Below are 18,685 nucleotides of genomic sequence, written 5' to 3'. Positions count from 1 at the left end.
ATCTTGAAATGAATTATGAATATGATAATATATTAGGGGTTTAGATTTTATGGCACTATAGCCAAGGTGGCTAAGGCATGGGACTGCAACTCCCCGATCGTCGGTTCGAATCCGACTAGTGCCTCCATTTAAATCTGATCAACATTTAAATACTGCTTTATTTCTTATGCGCCCATAGATCAATTGGATAGATCGTTTGACTACGGATCAAAAGGTTGAGGGTTCGAATCCTTCTGGGCGCGCCATTTATTTAAATGTTATTTTTTTTCGGAAAGTAGCTTAGCTTGGTAGAGCACTCGGTTTGGGACCGAGGGGTCGCAGGTTCGAATCCTGTCTTTCCGACCATTTTTTATACTATTTTGGGCCCGTAGCTCAGCTGGGAGAGCACCTGCCTTGCACGCAGGGGGTCGACGGTTCGATCCCGTTCGGGTCCACCATTAACTTTAGTAAAGCAATTAAACTTGATATGGCGGGATAGCTCAGCTGGTTAGAGCGCTCGGCTCATACCCGGGAGGTCAAGAGTTCAAGTCTCTTTCTCGCTACCATGGACCCTTAGCTCAGTTGGTTAGAGCATCCGGCTCATAACCGGATGGTCACTGGTTCAAGTCCAGTAGGGTCCACCATTTATTATTTAGTTGCTTTCCGACCATTTTTTGGAAGATTACCCAAGTCTGGTTGAAGGGATCGGTCTTGAAAACCGACAGGCGGTGAAAGCCGTGCGGGGGTTCGAATCCCTCATCTTCCGCCATTTTTTAAAAAAACTTGCAATTAAAAGTTAAGTTATGATAGTATTAAAATTGTGGGGTGGAGCAGTGGTAGCTCGTTGGGCTCATAACCCAAAGGTCGCAGGTTCAAGTCCTGCCCCCGCAACCAATGGTCTTGTAGTGAAGTGGTTATCATGCCTCTCTGTCACAGAGGAGATCGCGGGTTCAAGTCCCGTCAAGACCGCCAATCGTGGTTCAGTAGCTCAGTTGGTAGAGCATTTGATTGAAGCTCAAAGTGTCGGCAGTTCAATTCTGTCCTGAACCACCATTGAATTTAGTTAAAAATAACCCTAGACTCTAAATTAATCGTAGATTAGTTTAGAGTTTTTTTATTTTTGTTATATAATTAATAAAGGTGATGGGAATGTTTTCAAGATTGACAAAAGATATAATTTTTTATTTAAAACGTGAAGAGTGAAAGTTTGCGTTAAATGAAGAAAATTTTAAATATAAACCACGCTTTGTCTTAGACCGTTATCAGAAAAAGATGGGAACTGAGAATTTCCGTAATTTTAAATATTGAATTTTTAAACGTTGAATTTTAAAAAATTTTGCTTATACCCAAGATTTTATTCATCGGTTTTATAAATATCAACGGAAATTAGATTTAGTGCTAACTGGTCGTGAACAAGAGTTTATTTATAATGTTGAAGAAGTTAATTTTACATTATGACGTCCCTTAAAAGTTTTACCAGTGGCATTTGATTTACAACCAAAGGAAAAGTGCCATTTTAAAAATAATGATGTTAATATTCATCTTTTTACAACCCATAAAGATATTAAGTTTTTTTGTAAGGGTGTTTTATTAATTACTAATAAGCGCTTTATTATTGATGGTTTATATAAGAATAATAATAAGAAAGTAGTTCAGTTTAATTTAACAGATATTTCAAATGTTGAATTTATTGATATTGGTGTTAAAATTACGGTTGGAAAGCAAACTTATTTGATTCGGGAAAATAATCATATGTTAATTTTAGCATTGTTTTATCGTTGCTTGGGGCATAAGAAAGTTACCTTTGATCTTAAAAAACTACCACTAAATTTTAAATTTTAAGATAGAAAGATGAAAAAGACAAAATGATTTTAAAAAATGCGAAAATAATTTGTGAAGAAGAAGTAATTTCAAATGGATGAATTGAAATTAAAGATAATAAAATTGTTAAAATTACAGCAGGTCATACTGACCAAAGAGGTTATGATTTACAACAAGCAATTATTATGCCTGGTTTTATTGACTGTCATGTGCATGGTGGATATGGTGAAGATACTGAAAAAGGCACAATTGCTAGTTTTCAAAAATTTGCTCAAGCATTACCACAAGAAGGAATTACCAAATATTGCCAAGCAATTATTAATGGCAGTGATGATACTTTAACAAAAATTTTAACGGTATATCAAGATTATATGAAAAATTATAATAAGGGCCCGCAAGCACGACAAATTGGTGCCCATTTAGAAGGACCTTTTATTTCCCATAATTTTAAAGGTGCACATGATGAAACATTATTACAAGAACCAAACATTCACCTGTTAGAAAAATGAATAGAAGCTTCAATTAATAACATTCGGATTGTCACATATGCGCTTGAAGAAGAAAATGGTACTTTTACAAAGTTTTTATTAGAACATCAAATTTTACCATCAATTGGACATTCAAATTCAACATATGATTTAGTCGCAAAACGAGTAGCAATGGGAGTCCACCATGTAACACACTTATATAATGCTATGAGCAAATATGATCATCGTCAGCCTGGTGTTGTTCTTGCTGCATTAAATTTTGATGAAATTTTATGTGAATTAATTAGTGATGGAATTCATATTAATCCAAATATCATTAATTTAACTTATAAAATTAAAGGAGCAAAAGGAATTTGCTTAGTAACTGATGCAATGCTTGCAAAAGGATTACCTGATGGTTAATATCAATTTGGGCCATTGCCAGTTTTTAAAACTGGACAACAAGTTGTCATTAAAGGCACAACTACAATTGCGGGGTCAGTTGCAACCTATGATTATTGTGTTCGTAATTTTCAGCAGTTTACTAATTGTTCATTCCAAGATTTAGCATTAGTTACTAGCACTAATATTGCTAAACAATTAGGAATTTATTCAACGACTGGTTCAATCGCTGTTGGTAAATTAGCAGATTTAGTTGTGTTAGATGCTGACTTAAAAGTTTTAATGACCTTATGTGAAGGTGAAATTGCTTATTCACAACATCATTTAACACAAAAATAGAAATTTATTTTAATAAATTATAAAACAATAGGGAGGAATAAAAAATTAAATTAATTATTGTTGAAGATAAAAATGCAATTGGGAAAGTTGTTGGACAAATTTTTATAAATTGCACTTCGTTTACAAAATGCATAAGTATTATTTTGTAGTATGGCGTAGTAAATTAAATTCTGATTGAAGAATAATTAAATTTAAAAATGACAAAGAAAAAAGCAAAGAAGAAACAGTAGATGTTGATGATAATTACTTTCTTATTTTGCATTGATGAGATGCTCCAAAAGTTCATTATTGAGCTTTAACAGTTAGCGGATTAAGACATCATGCAGAACATATTTGAGGAGAAAATTCAGGAATAAATTATTTTAAAGCAGTTTATCGTTGAAATGTTGTTGGTGAACCAAATACACCAATTATTGACCCCCAAACAGGGCAAATTACCGATTGGAAATTTAAAACAACAAAGTATTGTTAAAAACAACAAAAACAATAATGTAATTGTTAAAAACAAAGATATTTCAGAAAACCATGTTTATCAATTAGAAACAAACTATTTTAATTGATTATCAATAACAAATGAATTAGAAACAAATAATATTCCTTCACTTATTCCTGCTGAAATCAAACTATCAGATGGAAAATACGGTAAATATTTAACTAATTTAATTATTTCTAGTGACAAAATAGAAGACTATTTAAACCATTTTTCTCAATGATATAGATTACTTTATTCTAATGCAGTTTGAATGAGTATGACTAAAAAGTTAGTTGTAGATAATATTAAAATAATTTTTGATGACTATAAAAAGTTATTTAATTTAAATCAAATTGAAATATCAGGGATATGGGGTAATGGAAATTATGATATTACAATTTTTACAGAAAAAGAACAAATTAATATTAATAATTTAGAATTATTTAATAGAAACAATGAAAAACTATCATTAATTACATTAGAAATATAAAAAAGTCATTTATTAAAATGACTTTTTATTATTTAACTTTTATATTACCATCAGTATCAATATATAAATTAGGTTCTTGTGTATCTAAATTTCAACGATAAACTGCTTTAAAATAATTTATTCCTGAATTTTCTCCTCAAATATGTTCTGCATGATGTCTTAATCCGCTAACTGTTAAAGCTCAATAATGAACTTTTGGAGCATCTCATCAATGCAAAATAAGAAAGTAATTATCATCAACATCTACTGTTTCTTCTTTGCTTTTTTCTTTGTCATTTTTAAATTTAATTATTCTTCAATCAGAATTTAATTTACTACGCCATACTACAAAATAATACTTATTATCAGAGGTATCAAACGGTTCATCTTGTGGTGCTATTCATTCTAAATTATCTTTGATTTGTTTATTATCTGTATTTATTTTGTTTTCTGCTTTTAGTTTTGCTAATTCTTCTGATGTACATTCTTGTGAATTATTACAAGCCACTACGCTTGTTGTACTTGTTCCAATTAGAGTGATTGTTCCTAAAAGACTTAATATCTTTTTCATTATTATTTTATTTCCTTTCGCTAAATCTTTTTACAACCACAATTATATATATAAATTTATATATATTCAATTTTTATTTAATTTTTTGAAAGGAAATTATTTAATTTATTATATGCAGAGGGTCAATCTGGCCTAGCGGATATTTTCTATAATTTTGTTAAAAATAACTTAAATTTTAAAAAAACTTTTGCCGCGCTTTTCAAAGTACTTGGGAAAAATTCTAAGCGTTAAGCGAAGAATTTTATAAAGGTTCCCGAATTTTTTTGAAAGAACCTCAAAAATTTTTTAAATTGTAAGTCATTCTATCACAACAATTTAATAAAATCAACCGCTCGGTCAAAAATTTATTACCTATAATCCCATTTTAAAGCGATATGGATAAGAACCATAAAACAAAGCATCGTATGGGTCATGATACATTTTACTATCGGGTATATTTGTTTTGGTATCGCTAAATCTTAATTCACTAATACATTTATCTAAAAATGGGAAATTATCTAATATGCCATATATCTTGCCTTGAACAAACATTTTTCGTATTCATGTTACACGATTAATTATTCCCGCTTCTTTATTAAGTGATGTTTGATTTTTTTGGCTTTAAACATTTTAATCTTATAACCTAAATAAGGGTAAATATCTTCTTGTAATTTTTGCATAAAGTCGTGGGCATTAATATCATAATGAAATGTGGCATATTCAAAACCATCAAATTTATCAAATGTATTAATTATTCATTGTCCGTAATGCTCTACTAATTCATTTAAATTCATTGCATTTTTTGGTGTAATAACATTTTCTTCAATTAAATATTTATCATACTCGTTATTTTCATTAATTTTATATCCACTAAATAAAAATGCGGTATGGCCTTCGCTTCCATTAGCATAATCAACACCAATTGAATAACTATCAAATTGATACTGTTTTGTATTTGCATTATAAAAATCTTCTAAATTATATTCTTTAATATATTTACGATAATTTCGTAAAACATAAATACTGGGATCATTATCGTTATATTCAAATCCGTAGTATTCAAGTTCAAATAAATCGGGTCGTTCTTCTTTGTTGGTTAAAACAAGTTTTTTAGTGATATTAGGTATTTTATTTCAAACAGTTCCCATTGTTAATCGTAAATTAAAAACACCTAAACCGTTAAATGCTTTTTTATTTTCTGAGTATATTTGGTTATGTTCTTTTAAAATATTTTTAATTCTTTCATTTAAAGGTAAATATGGGGTTACAAATTTTTTATAAAATACGTGGTATTTATCAAAAGGATTAAAAGTAAATTGATTAGAATATGTTTTATGAAAATATGTTGTTATTGTTGTGTATTGTTTTGTTATACTATCTCATTCTTTAAATGTCCAAGATAATTCTTTTATAGGAATAGGATTGTCTAAATTATATTGTTCATTATTATTTTCATCGGTGTATTTTTCATAAGATACTTTTAAACTTTTAGAACGAAACATTGAAACTCTTAAATTATTATATCTTTTATCTAATTATTTATCAGTTAAGATTTCTTTTTCTTCGGCATGTATCATTTCATCAGTTCACGCTGTTATAATCCCGCTACCTTTACCAACTTTACCCATAATTTTACTACCATTGGCATAACCAGCAAAAGCAATACGAACAACACTAGGAAAAACAATTTCTCCACCTTCTTTAACATTTTTAGGTCAAATAATCTCATTTTCATTGTCAGGTCCTAAATCAATACCATATTTATCATATAAATAATTACATACGTTAATTTTATCTCCAAAAGTAGTGTCCTCATGTGTATTAGCATATCTTCGTAAAATATTAGATGAAGCATCAGTAAAATTACAAGCATAAAATAATTTTTCTGCTATATGATTTAATGTTTTATTAGTACCACGACCAGCAGAAACAAACTTAAAAAAACTTGGTGAAGTAAAATAACGGGCATAACTATCCCCAACAAAGTCTTTAAATATTTCTCAGTCAAAACCAAAATTATAGTCACTAAAATTTAAATCATATTTTTTATTTAAATGTTCATAACTAGTAATTCGTTTTTTGTTATTAATTTTAGTAAAATCTTGCATTTTTTAGATATCCTCGCTTTCAAATTATTATAAAATAATAATTATTATCAAATATCAAATTAAGTATTATTAATATCATATTAAAAATATTTTTTAAAGATAGGGAAATAATAAGATGGAGTTAAAACAAAATTTGTTAGTAAATTATAAAGAAAATAAAACAATCGAGACAAAAATTTAAAAGATAAATATATTTCTTTTATAGGCGATGGAAAAAGATATAAAGATGTTTTGCATACAACAGAAAATGCTAACATTAATGAAAGAACAATATCTAATATTTTTAAAAAAGCTGATTTAGAAAAAGTTGACTATATTAGCAACAAAAATAACAATAAAATTAAAATTATAAATAATTTTTTATATATTCAAATTGACTGTGCTTTTGTTCCTATGTGAGAAAATAAAAAAAGAGTTGAAAAGAAAATATTTTTTTCAACTATGCATATTGGTATTGATGAAGAAAAATCAACTAAAACAAGAAAAATAATATAATGAATACTACCAAGAATATGATAATTTAATTGCAAAAGCAGGGGGAATTGACTTACAATTATTAGGTCTTGGTGCTAATGGGCATGTTGGTTTTAATGAACCACCAGCAGATTTTAATTCTTTAACAGGTGTTGTTGATTTAGTTCCTTCAACAATTGAAGCTAATGCTCGTTTTTTTACTTCACCAGGTGATTTTCCCCAGCAAGCAGTGTCAATGGGCATTAAATCAATTTTAAATGCAAAAAAAATTATTTTAATTGCTAATGGTACAAATAAAGCACACGCGGTTAAGCAACTAGTTGAAGGTGAAATTAGTAACTTATGACCTTGTACAGGTTCGCAAATGCATCAAGATGTTACTGTTGTAGTTGATAAAGCAGCGGCTGGATTGTTACAAACACGAGGAATTAATCTTAGTTAAAAATAAATTGAAAGAAAATTTAATAATTTTAACAAAAACCTTTTTTGTTCAAAGAAATACTTTTTTAGAAAAAGTATAACAATATCAGTGAGAAAAATTGGACCTAGTAATTATTAAAAAGAGTTTTTTATTAAAACTTTTTTTGAGTGATACAATTTAAGTACTATTTACTAACTAGATAATAATTAAAACACGTTCTTAATTTTAAGATTGGGGGTATGCTCTATGACTGAAATTGAACAATTATTATCACAGTCATATGCTGAATGAGTTAATTATTTATTAAAAAAATATGGGCCAGTTGCAAAAGATTACTTTTCTGATTTTGGTTGTACTAAAAAGACAAGTGGAATCCCGCGGGGAAATGAAGGCTTATATATTCATCATATTGATGAAGATAAAGCAATTATGTTATCAACTCCGACATATGCAAAGAAAAATCCATTTGATTATCAAAAAGCTGATCATTTAGTCTATTGCAATTTATTAGAACATTTAGTTTTACATATTAAAATTGTTGAATATCCAAATCCAGTTCAAAATCCGGGTGAAACCTGTGGGGTAGTCGGAATCTATAATTATATTGTTCCTGAATTAAATGATATTTATAGTGGAATTGTTTATAAACAAGCTTGAAAACAAAAAGTGACAGAAATTATTTTGCCACTTAAAAATGATTATTTTAAATGCATCAAACAACTAGTAAATCTTAATTTTGATTATGCTTTACTAAAATCTTTTAATACTAAATATGGTTTGTGAAGTAATGATAAAAATAAACAAATCTATAAAAGATTGAAAAAACTAGGAGTAACAAGCTAATATGTAAAACTTTAATAAATTAAAAAACATCTCAAAAGAGATGTTTTTTAAACTAAACGGTTGTATCATTCAACAATTAGTGCTTCATTAATATTACTATTTAGTTCTTCACGAATAGGGAAACGAACATATGTTCCTGTCATTTTAGTTTTATCAAATTTAACAAATTCTAATGTACTAACTTGACTATCTAAACTTTCTAAAATCTTAACATTTTTTTGTGAACTTTCTTTTACACTAATCACATCACCAGGTTTACAATTATACGATGGAATATCAACTTTCTTCCCATTAACAAGAATATGAGCGTGATTTACTAATTGACGAGCTCCTGCTCTTGTTTGTGATAGTCCCATACGATGTACAATGTTATCTAAACGTGATTCTAACATAATTAAGAAGTTTGTTCCGGCAATCCCTTTCATTTTTTTTGATTTACTGTAAGTGTTACGGAATTGACGTTCTGTTAAACCATACATATAACAAACTTTTTGTTTTTCATGTAATTGTAATCCATAGTTTGATAATTTTGAACGACGTTGTCCATGTTGACCAGGTGGTGTTGTTCTTTTCCCCCCTTTTGAAAACTCTTTGTCGTTTTCTAAGATACTAAAACCATATCTTCTTGCTTTTTTAAATATACTTCCACGATAACGTGCCATTAAAAAAACCTCCTATATATCATTATGACATACAAAAAGATTCATTGAATTGCTCTAATAAAGGAAGTTTTTTGCTTCGCCCTAACAGCTAGGGTTACTTTAACATTAAATCTTAATTAATAAAAAACTAAGAACATTACTATGCAATTCTGCTGCTTCTCTGTGTTGTCTATGGAATATTGTATAATAAAATCAAGGATAATTCAATATTTTTTTCTAATTTTTAATGTAATATCTTTTGCAAGTGCTATAATTCAATTGATATATAGTAATGATTGGGGGTCTAGGCAAAATGGAAAATATTATTAATAATCCAATTAAATTAACATTATTAATTTTATTTTTTGCCTGCTTGTTACTATTAATAATAACATTAGTATTGTGAGGACAAAAGCGTTATTTAAAAACAATTGAAATTAAAGTTTTACAAAAATTTGATATTTTAAAACGATTACCGTTAAAACATAAAATTTTTCGGATTTCTGAAATTGCTCGTTATAATAATCGCTATGCAAAAGACTTGATTATCTGACAAACAAAGTATGAAATTATTTATGAGAAAAAATTAATAAGTTGTTTAGAAGTATTTCGTAAATTATATCAAATTAATAAAACAACATCCAAGAAAATGCCGAAAGTAGCAGTACAAAAAATTATTCCGTTGTTAAAAGAATTAACTTTATTGGAAAAAGAAGCTCGTCGGTTATTAGATGAAATTAACAGCCAATTGCGAATTGAATTATTACAACGAGATTATATTTTGGCACATAAGAAAATGTTTAATTCATTGTTAGAAGATGCAGTTAAATTGCAAATGAATGTATCTTTAGATTCTAAAAAAATTAGTGATTTTGAACGAAATATTGAAAGTATGTTTGATGAATTTGAAGATTATTTAACAGCGGGTGATTTTGTTAAAACAGAACAAATTTTATCCAATATTACTACTTCCTTAACTATTTTTGTTGAAATTTTAGACAATATTCCACAAATTAAAACCTTGTTAACAAAAGTGGTTCCAAATAAACTTTCTTTATTAAAAGATAAATATGTTCTTTTCAATAAAGATGAAAGTAGTCGTGATTTATTAAAGTATAGTTTTGATGAATTAACCCAAAAGATTGATGAAAATAAAATTTTAATTTCTAAATATATTGATAACTTGCAATATAAAAAAGCAACCAAGAAAACAATTGAAATTATTAATCAAATTAGTGATTTTGATCAAAGTATTGAACATCAAAAAGCAATTATTTCATGTTTTAAAAAATATTATCAAGTTGTAATGGATTATATTAATAAAATTGAACGGAGTTTTAATGCAATTTCTCGACAAATTGAGTCATTACGTAGTTCATCAACATTAACGGCACATGAAGAAGGCATTTATCGTGAAGCAATGGGAAAAACAAAGGATTTAATGCATGATACCAACCGCTTAGTCTTAGAAATTAATCGTAATGGTCGCGATTATGTTAATTTTAATCAAGAATTAGTACATTTATTAGAAAATGCTGTTGTAACCCAAGAAGCATTAGAAAATGTTGTAAAGATTATTGAAAAAAGTAATTTTGCAGAAACTGAAATTCGAAAAACAATTCATTTGTTAGAAGTGGTTTTGTTACAAGCTGAAGTTCGCTTAAATCAATTACAATATAAAAAATTATTAACAAAATATGAAAAAGCAATTAGCGATTATCGACAATCCTTGGAAAAAATTAAACGAATATCATTTGATGTTAATAATCCTAGTGAAGTTGATGAAGTAACAGGTAAACTAAATTGTTTGAAAACAGAAGTTTTAAAATTGTTTGAAAAAATTAAAAATAATATTTTATTAGATTTATTATCACAAGAAACATTAGTTTATGCACAAAAATTTATTTTACCAAATGATGATGTTGATGACCAGTTACGTAATGCTCAGATTGCTTATCGCGATGGTGATTATGATGGCTCATTATTTTTAGCGTTAAAAATTATTAATGAAGAACAAGGAAAAATATAGAAAATGGATTATAAAATGAATTTTGATGTAATATTAATTCGTTATGGAGAATTAACAACCAAAGGAAAAAACCGTAATAATTTTACAAGAGTTTTAGTTAATAATATTAAAACAAAATTAACATGATATGAAAATCAATATCAAATTAAAAAAGAATTTGATCGTTTATTTATTGAACTATTAGATGCAACGGTTAGTATGGAAATTGTTAACATTGTTAAAAATGTTTTTGGTTCTTCATCGTTATCATTAGCCAAAAAAGTTGCTTGTGATTTATCAGAGATTGCTAATTGTGCAATTAATATTGTAAATTATTATCAACCAGCAACTTTTAAATTAGAAGTGCGCCGAAATGATAAGGCTTTTCCACTGACATCAACGGAAATTAAGCAACAATTAGCACCAAAAATATTACAACAAACAAAGGTTAAAGTTGATGTTCATCAACCAGTTTTGCAAATTGATGTTGAAGTACGCCGAACATTTACATATGTTTTTGTTAATAAAATTAAAACAATTGGTGGTTTACCATTTGGAATATCTGGACGAGGATTAGTAATGTTATCAGGAGGAATTGATTCACCAGTTGCAGCTTTTTTAACAATGAAACGGGGAATGAATATTGAATATTTACATTTTGCAACACCGCCACATACGACAGAAGAAGCATTACAAAAGGTTAAAACTTTAGTTCAAAAATTAAATTATTACGCTGTTCAAAATCAGCAACGATTGCATGTGGTTAATTTTTCAATGTTACAACATGAATTAATGCATATTCCTGATGCTAGTTATCGAATTATTATTATGCGAAGAATGTTTTATCGTATTGCTAATTTATTAGCTAAAGATTTAAAATGTCAGGCAATTATTACTGGAGAATCATTAGGACAAGTTGCTTCTCAAACAATTGAAAGTATTAATACAATCAATGATGTTTCTACATTGCCGATTTTGCGGCCATTATTGTGTTTTGATAAAAATGAAATTATTGATATTGCAAAACAAATTGATACTTATCAAACATCAATTTTACCGTTTGAAGATTGTTGTAGTTTATTTGTTCCAAAGAATCCTGTTACAAAACCACGTTTAAAACAAGCAGAATTTCAAGAAAAGAATTTAATGTGAACAGAAATTATTGATGTTATAATTAAAAAAAATATAACAACATATGTGGTTGGTAAGGATGTGATTTATGAAGAAGAAAACTAGTTTTTTTCAAAAAAAGAAAGAAGTAGCAAAACAATTAGTTAATGAATCTGAATTACAAAAAGCAGAACAATCACGAACAAACTTATTAGAAGAAACAATATTAATTGATGAAGAATTTTCAATTATTCGTGATGTTAAAGATAAAGATATTAAAATAATAAATATGAAGAAAGAACAAAATTCTTTTTATAATGAAAATGCAATTGATTTAGAAAAAGAATTATTAAAAGAAATGGTTCCAAAGAAAAAAGCCCGTTTATGACGTTATTTAGTTTTTGGGATCTTAGCGATTTTAATTTTAATTATGATCATTATTATCGCAATTAAATTATAAAATTAGGCCACAATTGTGGTTTTTATTTTCTTTTTCGCTACAATGATAGGAGAGTGAGGTAGCAATGATGACAATTCCCCATTTAAATGTTCGAACAAGTTATAGTTTATTATCATCTTTAATTACTTTTGATAAATATTTTAATTATGCTATGACAACTAATTTATCATCATTGGCAATTTGTGATAATAATATGTTTGGGGTTTATGAATTTCACCAGCTTTGTCAAAAAAATAAAATTAAACCAATTATTGGCTTAAATGTTATTATTTTCTTGAATGATATTCCTTATAATATGAATTTATTTGCCCGTAATCAAAATGGTTATTTTAATTTAGTTGAAATTTCATCTTTAATAATGATTAATGCTGAACATAAGCAAAATGTAACATTAGAGGAAATTAGTAAGTTTTTAACAACAGATGTTAAGATTATTATTAATTATACAACAGATAATTATCAACCTGAGTTATATCAAACGCTAATAAAAATTTTAAAAGTTGGAACGGATTTATATTTAGGTATTAATAATGGGAATTTATCGTTGTTAGAATCGTTGCAAGCATTAGTTGCAAATGAACAAATTATTTGAAATAATAAAGTACAATATTTTACAAGTGAAGATTTTACTGCTTATAAAGTTGTTGATACAATTAAAACACAAACTTTATTTAAAGAAAGTAAGATGAAAGATTTATATGGTTGAGTTTCACCCCCCCCCTTTATCAACAATATTTTGACAATATTAAAACATTTATTACGACAATTGATGTTTTTCCTTTGTATAAAGGGACTATTTTTGATAATTTATTACGTTATCCAACCCCAGAAGGTCAGACCGCACAACAGTTTTTACAAGAAATTTGTCAAACAGCTTTAAAACAAAAAAAAATTAATGGTTCTAAAACAACATATCTGCAACGATTAACTTATGAATTAACGGTGATTAATAAAATGGGTTTTAATGATTATTTTTTAATTGTATGAGATTATGTTCGTTATGCAAAACAACAAAATATTTTTGTTGGTCCTGGCCGCGGTAGTGCTGCTGGTAGTCTTGTCAGTTATTTATTAAATATTACAACAATTGATCCAATTGCTTATAATTTACTTTTTGAACGATTTTTAAATCCAGAGCGAAAAAGTTTACCAGATATTGATATTGATTTTGAAGATGATAAACGAGAAATGGTTGTTGAATATTTATTTGAAAAATATGGTAGTGAACATGTTGCCCATATTATTACTTTCCAGACAATTGGGATGAAAATGGCAATTCGAGATATTTGTCGAATTTTTGATATCGCAATTGAAGAAGCAGATAAAATGAGCAAAGCAGTTCAATTAGAATATAATTATCATTATGAAGAAGCAATTAATGCTAATCTTCTTTTTGAAATTTATCAGAAGAAATATCCCCAAGTGTTTTTGCATTTAAAAAAAATTATTGGTTTACCACGTCAAACAGGAACCCATGCAGCAGGTGTTGTTTTAACACAACAACGCTTACAAACAATTATTCCAATTAAAGAAGGCTATAATGGAATTTATCAAACACAATATTCAATGAATTATTTAGAAGAATTGGGAATTCTAAAAATGGATTTATTAGGATTACGAAATTTAACAATTTTACATGATGTGATTGATAATATTTACCAAGAAACAAAAGTAAAATTAGATGTTGACACCTTACCATTAAATGACCAAAAAACTTATCAATTATTAGCGCAAGGGGATACAAAAGGGATTTTTCAATTAGAATCACCAGGGATGACGAAGGTTTTAGTTGATATGGTTCCAGACCAATTAGAAGATATTGTTGCAACGTCTTCGTTATATCGTCCTGGTCCACAAGATAATATTCCTTTGTTTATTAAACGAAAAAAAAATTTGGCAAAAGTTACCTATATTGATGAACGTCTAGCTGAAATTTTAGCACCAACTTATGGTATTATTGTTTATCAAGAGCAAGTTATGCTAATTGCTCAAAAAGTTGCTAATTTTTCAATAGCTAAAGCTGATGTGCTTCGTCGTGCAATGGGGAAAAAAGATGCATCAATTATGAGCCAAATGAAAACTGAATTTATTGAAGAGGCTGTTAAAAATCATTATGTTGAAAAAATAGCACAAGAAATTTGAGAATTAATTTATAAATTTGCTGCCTATGGGTTTAATCGGAGCCATGCAGTTGCATATTCATTGTTAGGTTATCAAATGGCCTATTTAAAAGCAAATTATCCTTCCCAGTTTTTAGCTAGTTTATTGACACATGTTATTGGGGATGAACATAAAACAAATGATTATATTGCTTTAGCAAAAAAGAATCATTTAACAATTGTGCCACCAAATATTAATGTTCCATATCGACAGTATCATACAATTGATAATCAAATTTGTGTTCCATTATTAATTATTAAACAAATTGGTTTTGCTTTTTTTAATAAAATTGCCCAAGAGTATCAAACTAATGGGATGTTTATGGATTTATATGATTTGTTTATTCGTTTATATAAGAAAGGCTTAAATCGAAAAACTTATGAGGCATTATGTTTTTCTGGAGCATTAGATGTTTTTAAGCTGAACCGGATTACCTTATTTAATAATTACCACCGGATTCTTACTTATATTGAGTTGATTAAAACGCAAGAAGAGAATGAAAATTTAATTGTTGATTTTTCATTAGCTGAAAAACCAGAACTAGTAATTGAACCAAACGATGAAGTTATATGTCTAGAAAAAGAATATGAATTTTTAGGATTTTATTTATCGAATCATCCATTAAAATATATTCGTGAAAAAGCAGGGTACCAAGATAAAACAACATTAATTAGTAATTTGCGTTTAAGTTTAGGATCAACAAATATTTTAGTTCTCGTGAAGCGAGTAAAAGTAATTACTGATAAAAACAACAATAAAATGGCATTCTTAGATTGTTATGATGAAAGTGGCGAAATTAGTATTACTGCTTTTTCTGATATTTATAAAGATTATGATAATTTGTTAAAAACTAATAATGTCTTATTATTAAATATTAAGTTAGGAACATATAATAATAAAATTAATGGGATTATTAATCGCATTAAATTTATTAGTGGGGAGCAAGAATAAATTTTTATTGAAGTTATTGCAAGAAACTACGAAGAATGCCAAATTATTGAACAAGCTGGAAATATTGACCGAATTGAATTATGTGCTGATTTATCGCGCGGAGGGTTAACACCATCTTATGCAGTTATTCAAGAATGTACTGAACGAATTAAAGTTCCTATTCGGGCAATGGTTCGTCACCGTGATGCTGATTTTTATTGTCCGGCTGATGAATATTTTCAACTTAAAAAAATATTGCTTATATTAAAACAACAAAGGCAGAAGGTATTGTGGTCGGTATTTTAACACCTACGCATTAAATTGATTTATTACGGATGGAAAAATTAATTGCCTTAGTACATCCATTAGCAATTACTTTTCACAGGGCTTTTTGATTTAATTGAAGATAAAATTACTGCTATTCAACAATTAGTTCAATTAGGAATTAGCACAGTTTTAACCCAAGGTGGGATAACTTCAATTATGAAAAATTTAGTAACTTTACAAAGTCTTCGGAATTATGGTGTTCAAATTCAAGGAGGTAGTGGTATTAATTTGACTAATTATCGCAAAATTAGTCATTATTGTGATGTGATTCATCTTGGCAGTGCTGTGCATTATGACGGGACTTGAAATACTGCCCTTGATATAGTAAAACTTCAACAATTAAAATAGGAAAATTTTTAATTAATTATAATTAATTTGCTACTTTTTCTAAAAACTTTAAAAAAAGTAATATAATTATTTGGTAATGATTAATAGCAGAAAGGAATAAAAAATGAACATTTTAAAAAACATATTTAAAAAAATTAATACCTTTTCTCACAAAATAAAAATTATTTTTCCAGAAGGAAATTCTGAACGAATTCAAACAGTAGCGAAACAATTAATTGGTACAAATATTACGCCAATTCTTGTTTTTGCAACACGAGCAGAAGTTCCTACAACAATTGATGAATTACAAAGGGAAGTTATTGTTGTCGAAGAGCAAAATGAAACAGAATTAGCAGAATATTTTGTTGAATTACGAAAAGGAAAAATTTCATTATCAGAAGCTAAAGAATTAGTTCGTGAATGTAATTATTTAGCAATTTTATGAGTTAAAAAAGGTCTTGCTGATGGAATGGTTGGTGGAATTACTTATGATACAAAAGATATTATTGGTCCAGCATTGCGAATTATTAAAGCAAAACCAAGTGTAAAATTAGTTTCATCGTTTTTTTTAATGGTTCGGAATAATGAACGTTATATTTTTACTGATTGTGCTTTGAATATTGATCCAACGGCTGAGGAATTAGCAGATATTGCTTATTTAGGATATGAAGCTAGTCAATTTTTTGGTTTTCAAAAGTCAAACATGGCATTATTATCTTTTTCAACAAAAGGTTCAGGGCGTGGGACTTCTGTTGATAAAGTCCGTACTGCTTATGAACTTGTCCAAGCAAAGAATTTAAAAAATTGTTCTGTTGATGGTGAGTTTCAATTTGATACCGCGTGAGATGATGCTATTCGTAATAAAAAAGCGCCGTCATCAGTCTTAAAAGCACCTGTTGATATTTTTGTTTTTCCAAATTTGGATGCGGGAAACATTGGATATAAAATTGCCCAACGATTAGGGGGGTTTGAAGCAATTGGTCCAATTGTTATTGGATTAGACCGCCCAGTTAATGATTTATCACGTGGTGCTACTATTAATGATATTTACAATACTGTTTTATTGACAGCATATTTATGTATATATAAATCAAATGATTAGAAAGGAAAAAAAAAAAAAATGATTTTAGTAATCAATGCGGGTAGTAGTTCGATGAAATTTCAATTATATAAAGTTGATTCAGCAAAAAATTATGAAGTAATTTGCAAAGGATTAGCTGAACGAATTAACATTGATGGAATTTTTACCCTTAAATTTAATGGTCAGGAGTTTCAAACAAAAGAATATTTTCCAGACCATAAAGCAGCAGCGAAAGTTTTAATAGCTAAATTAAAAGAACATTATATTATTCAAGATTTTACTGATATTCAAGGAATTGGACATCGAATTGTGCATGGTGGTGAAAAGTTTACACAATCAATAATTATTAACGATGAAGTATTTGCAGAAATTAAACGAATGGTAACATTAGCTCCGCTGCATAATCCACCAGCAATTGCTGCTATTGAAGCTTTTCGTAAGATTGTTGATGTTCCAAATCTTGCAGTATTTGATACTTCATTTCATACAACAATTCCTGAAGAAAATTATTTATATTCAGTTCCTTATGAATGATATAGTAATTATCAAGTCCGTCGTTATGGTTTTCATGGCATTTCTTATCGTTATATTACAAAACGATTAGCTGAAATTTTACAAAAACCATTTACTGAAGTTAATGCAATTATTTGTCATTTAGGCAATGGTGCTTCAATTTGTGCAGTTAAAAATGGTAAAAGTTTTAATACTTCAATGGGTTTAACCCCATTAGAAGGATTAATTATGGGGACACGAAGTGGCGATATTGACCCTTCAATCCACCAATTTATTGCAAATAAAATTGGTGCAACATTAGATGAAATAACTAATACTTTAAATAAAGAATCTGGTTTATTAGGAATTTCGGGAGTATCATCTGATTTACGTGATGTTTTTAAAAGTAGCACGGATAATCAACGTAGTAAATTAGCATTGTTAATGAGTGCAAAAAGAATTGCAAAATATATTGTTAGTTATGCTAATGATTTAAAAACAAAACCAGATGCAATTGTTTTTACCGCTGGAATTGGCGAAAATTCTGATGAAATGCGCCAATTAGTTGTTAATGAAGTTACTTTATTAAACTTAGAATTATCTTCGTCAGCAAATCAAAGGTCATATGAAACGGAAAATCTAATTTCAACTCCAAAAGCAGATGTTCTTGTTTATGCAATGCGAACAAATGAAGAAGTAATGATTTGTGAAGATACTTATCATTTAATTAATTCATAAGATAATTTTGTTATTATTTAAAATATAATTCTTCACGATGAAAAGGTTTAGATGCTAATAGCATCT

20 protein-coding genes, 10 tRNA genes and 1 pseudogene are annotated in these 18,685 nt (G+C 28.1%); 26 read left to right on the top strand and 5 right to left on the bottom strand.

Annotated features, from left to right (window positions below):
• Window positions 1-51 precede the first annotated feature (51 nt).
• From SDAV_RS08825 to SDAV_RS08760, 15 genes are all read left to right on the top strand, one after another.
• Window positions 52-127: transfer RNA gene (locus SDAV_RS08825), tRNA-Cys, on the top strand.
• Window positions 128-168: 41 nt separating this feature from the next.
• Window positions 169-245 (top strand) — tRNA-Arg (locus SDAV_RS08820).
• Between the two features lie 23 nt (window positions 246-268).
• Window positions 269-345: transfer RNA gene (locus SDAV_RS08815), tRNA-Pro, on the top strand.
• Window positions 346-361: 16 nt separating this feature from the next.
• Window positions 362-437: transfer RNA gene (locus tag SDAV_RS08810), tRNA-Ala, on the top strand.
• A gap of 31 nt (window positions 438-468) precedes the next feature.
• Window positions 469-545: transfer RNA gene (locus SDAV_RS08805), tRNA-Met, on the top strand.
• Between the two features lies 1 nt (window position 546).
• Window positions 547-623 (top strand) — tRNA-Ile (locus SDAV_RS08800).
• 32 nt (window positions 624-655) lie between these two features.
• A tRNA-Ser gene (locus SDAV_RS08795) sits at window positions 656-748 on the top strand.
• A gap of 50 nt (window positions 749-798) precedes the next feature.
• Window positions 799-873 (top strand) — tRNA-Met (locus SDAV_RS08790).
• Window positions 874-875: 2 nt separating this feature from the next.
• Window positions 876-951, top strand: a tRNA-Asp gene (locus tag SDAV_RS08785).
• Window positions 952-956: 5 nt separating this feature from the next.
• Window positions 957-1,032: transfer RNA gene (locus tag SDAV_RS08780), tRNA-Phe, on the top strand.
• Between the two features lie 108 nt (window positions 1,033-1,140).
• Entirely contained in the window at window positions 1,141-1,821 is a 681-nt protein-coding gene (locus tag SDAV_RS08775; RefSeq protein ID WP_245938359.1) for a hypothetical protein, read from the top strand.
• Window positions 1,822-1,844: 23 nt separating this feature from the next.
• Entirely contained in the window at window positions 1,845-2,690 is an 846-nt protein-coding gene (nagA, locus tag SDAV_RS08770; protein WP_245938358.1) for an N-acetylglucosamine-6-phosphate deacetylase, read from the top strand.
• A 15-nt stretch (window positions 2,691-2,705) separates the two neighbouring features.
• Window positions 2,706-3,008 carry an amidohydrolase family protein gene (locus tag SDAV_RS13505; RefSeq protein ID WP_245938357.1) on the top strand — a complete coding sequence of 101 codons (303 nt, stop codon included), beginning with the start codon at window positions 2,706-2,708 and terminating at the stop codon, window positions 3,006-3,008.
• 127 nt (window positions 3,009-3,135) lie between these two features.
• Window positions 3,136-3,480 carry a DUF3688 family protein gene (locus tag SDAV_RS08765; protein WP_114565309.1) on the top strand — a complete coding sequence of 115 codons (345 nt, stop codon included), beginning with the start codon at window positions 3,136-3,138 and terminating at the stop codon, window positions 3,478-3,480.
• A complete protein-coding gene (locus SDAV_RS08760; protein ID WP_114565308.1) occupies window positions 3,422-3,970 on the top strand; it encodes a hypothetical protein in 549 nt (182 codons plus the stop codon). Before SDAV_RS08765 ends, SDAV_RS08760 begins: the two co-directional genes overlap by 59 nt.
• Before the next feature lie 28 nt (window positions 3,971-3,998).
• On the opposite strand, the gene SDAV_RS08755 is transcribed toward SDAV_RS08760, so the two are convergent.
• From SDAV_RS08755 to SDAV_RS08740, 4 genes are all read right to left on the bottom strand, one after another.
• Window positions 3,999-4,520, bottom strand: a complete 522-nt coding sequence (locus SDAV_RS08755; protein WP_114565307.1) for a lipoprotein — start codon at window positions 4,518-4,520, stop codon at window positions 3,999-4,001.
• Window positions 4,521-4,871: 351 nt separating this feature from the next.
• Window positions 4,872-5,051 (bottom strand): hypothetical protein, encoded by a 180-nt coding sequence (locus SDAV_RS08750; RefSeq protein ID WP_114565306.1) that lies wholly within the window; start codon window positions 5,049-5,051, stop codon window positions 4,872-4,874.
• Between the two features lie 26 nt (window positions 5,052-5,077).
• Window positions 5,078-6,001, bottom strand: coding sequence for a hypothetical protein (locus SDAV_RS08745; RefSeq protein WP_114565305.1), 924 nt, complete (start codon window positions 5,999-6,001; stop codon window positions 5,078-5,080).
• Window positions 6,002-6,034: 33 nt separating this feature from the next.
• Entirely contained in the window at window positions 6,035-6,607 is a 573-nt protein-coding gene (locus SDAV_RS08740; protein WP_114565304.1) for a hypothetical protein, read from the bottom strand.
• A 231-nt stretch (window positions 6,608-6,838) separates the two neighbouring features.
• Here SDAV_RS08740 and SDAV_RS08735 point away from each other — a divergent pair, with 231 nt between their 5' ends.
• The 3 genes from SDAV_RS08735 (at window position 6,839) to SDAV_RS08725 (ending at window position 8,345) form a co-directional block, all read left to right on the top strand.
• The gene (locus SDAV_RS08735; protein WP_114565303.1) at window positions 6,839-7,102 is read left to right on the top strand and encodes a hypothetical protein; all 264 of its coding nucleotides are present in this window, start codon (window positions 6,839-6,841) and stop codon (window positions 7,100-7,102) included.
• Between the two features lie 25 nt (window positions 7,103-7,127).
• Window positions 7,128-7,523: a 6-phosphogluconolactonase gene (locus tag SDAV_RS08730; RefSeq protein ID WP_334199358.1), complete on the top strand. Its 396-nt coding sequence runs from the start codon at window positions 7,128-7,130 to the stop codon at window positions 7,521-7,523.
• A 225-nt stretch (window positions 7,524-7,748) separates the two neighbouring features.
• The gene (locus tag SDAV_RS08725) at window positions 7,749-8,345 is read left to right on the top strand and encodes a hypothetical protein (protein ID WP_114565302.1); all 597 of its coding nucleotides are present in this window, start codon (window positions 7,749-7,751) and stop codon (window positions 8,343-8,345) included.
• A 47-nt stretch (window positions 8,346-8,392) separates the two neighbouring features.
• On the opposite strand, the gene rpsD is transcribed toward SDAV_RS08725, so the two are convergent.
• Complete coding sequence (gene rpsD, locus SDAV_RS08720) at window positions 8,393-9,007, bottom strand: 30S ribosomal protein S4 (protein WP_114565301.1); 615 nt, start codon at window positions 9,005-9,007, stop codon at window positions 8,393-8,395.
• Between the two features lie 292 nt (window positions 9,008-9,299).
• Between rpsD and SDAV_RS08715 the strand changes: the two genes are divergently transcribed.
• From SDAV_RS08715 to SDAV_RS08685, 8 genes and pseudogenes are all read left to right on the top strand, one after another.
• Window positions 9,300-11,015 carry a septation ring formation regulator EzrA gene (locus SDAV_RS08715; RefSeq protein ID WP_245938356.1) on the top strand — a complete coding sequence of 572 codons (1,716 nt, stop codon included), beginning with the start codon at window positions 9,300-9,302 and terminating at the stop codon, window positions 11,013-11,015.
• A gap of 15 nt (window positions 11,016-11,030) precedes the next feature.
• Window positions 11,031-12,230, top strand: a complete 1,200-nt coding sequence (gene thiI / locus SDAV_RS08710) for a tRNA uracil 4-sulfurtransferase ThiI (protein WP_114565598.1) — start codon at window positions 11,031-11,033, stop codon at window positions 12,228-12,230.
• Window positions 12,214-12,564 carry a hypothetical protein gene (locus SDAV_RS08705; protein WP_114565299.1) on the top strand — a complete coding sequence of 117 codons (351 nt, stop codon included), beginning with the start codon at window positions 12,214-12,216 and terminating at the stop codon, window positions 12,562-12,564. The genes thiI and SDAV_RS08705 overlap by 17 nt, the downstream gene beginning before the upstream one ends.
• 64 nt (window positions 12,565-12,628) lie before the next feature.
• Entirely contained in the window at window positions 12,629-13,444 is an 816-nt protein-coding gene (locus SDAV_RS13500; protein WP_245938355.1) for a PHP domain-containing protein, read from the top strand.
• Complete coding sequence (dnaE, locus tag SDAV_RS08700) at window positions 13,345-15,675, top strand: DNA polymerase III subunit alpha (RefSeq protein WP_245938354.1); 2,331 nt, start codon at window positions 13,345-13,347, stop codon at window positions 15,673-15,675. Before SDAV_RS13500 ends, dnaE begins: the two co-directional genes overlap by 100 nt.
• Window positions 15,676-16,329, top strand: a pseudogene (locus SDAV_RS14145) (copper homeostasis protein CutC). It abuts the gene before it with no gap.
• 103 nt (window positions 16,330-16,432) lie between these two features.
• Window positions 16,433-17,410, top strand: a complete 978-nt coding sequence (gene pta / locus SDAV_RS08690) for a phosphate acetyltransferase (protein ID WP_114565298.1) — start codon at window positions 16,433-16,435, stop codon at window positions 17,408-17,410.
• 18 nt (window positions 17,411-17,428) lie between these two features.
• Window positions 17,429-18,619, top strand: coding sequence for an acetate kinase (locus tag SDAV_RS08685; RefSeq protein ID WP_114565297.1), 1,191 nt, complete (start codon window positions 17,429-17,431; stop codon window positions 18,617-18,619).
• Window positions 18,620-18,685: the final 66 nt, after the last annotated feature.

Source organism: Spiroplasma phoeniceum P40, from assembly GCF_003339775.1.
GTDB lineage: Bacteria > Bacillota_I > Bacilli_A > Mycoplasmatales > Mycoplasmataceae > Spiroplasma > Spiroplasma phoeniceum.
The sequence above is the reverse complement of the archived record's forward strand: the minus strand, read 5'-3'. Positions and strand labels throughout refer to the sequence as shown.